This is a genomic window from Streptomyces sp. H27-H5 (assembly GCF_026627505.1).
In the GTDB taxonomy this organism is placed as follows: domain Bacteria; phylum Actinomycetota; class Actinomycetes; order Streptomycetales; family Streptomycetaceae; genus Streptomyces.
In genome coordinates this window covers 1-647 of the sequence record NZ_JAPNLK010000361.1, presented here as the reverse complement: position 1 = coordinate 647, position 647 = coordinate 1, and the positions used below count along the sequence as shown (strand labels likewise).

General features: G+C 59.2%; 2 protein-coding genes. Both read right to left on the bottom strand.

The genetic code is table 11. The features are described from left to right. Window positions 1-61: 61 nt before the first annotated feature. Window positions 62-361, bottom strand: a complete 300-nt coding sequence (locus OTB19_RS43260) for a TcmI family type II polyketide cyclase (protein ID WP_267804349.1) — start codon at window positions 359-361, stop codon at window positions 62-64. A 135-nt stretch (window positions 362-496) separates the two neighbouring features. After that, window positions 497-647: acetyl-CoA carboxylase biotin carboxyl carrier protein subunit (locus OTB19_RS43255; RefSeq protein ID WP_324290601.1), on the bottom strand; the 151-nt coding region annotated here is incomplete at its 5' end.

The following is a 647-nucleotide window of genomic DNA, read 5'->3' as shown; positions in this document are numbered from 1 at the left end:
ACTTACGAGGTGCCCTCTTGCTCGGGTCTGATGGAAGCGTAGAAACTCCCATCATCCCAGGTCAGCGGGCACCTCTTCTGATTTCTCCATCCACAGCCCGACCACTACGCGGTGGATCCAGGTTGAGGTCCTCGCTGATGCCCACGAAGCGCGGGTCACCCTTGGCGGCCTCGATCAGCTCGCCACCGTTGTCGGTGTCGAAGTCCTGCAGATGGAAGTAGAGCCCCCGGTATTCGAAAAGCTGCCGGCGACGCGTACCCATGCGGTGGGGCATCTCGGTGGCGTCGAACTCACCGAAGAGTTTGGCGACGTCAATGCTGGAACCGGGATCCATCCGCGCCACGATCAGAGTGCTGTGCATTCGTTCCCTCTCCTCACGACCCATGAATTGGAATTAAGTATGCGAGGCCCGAATGACGTTTTCAACGACGATTACGTCAGGGAATTGTCAGGACTCGCAAGAATTCCGCAGACGAATTCAGCGGAATGCCATGTATCAGTCCTTGATCTCGCAGATGCCGGCGCCGGAGGTGAGGGACGCGCCGACTTCGGCCTTGAGGCCGACGATGGTGCCGGAGCGGTGTGCGTTGAGGGGTTGTTCCATCTTCATGGCCTCGAGGACGACGATCAGGTCGCCTTCGTTGACC

Coding starts and splice junctions, on each gene's coding strand:
- OTB19_RS43260 (WP_267804349.1), bottom strand. CDS start 361: ATGCACAGCACTCTGATCGTGGCGCGGATGGATCCCGGTTCCAGCATT.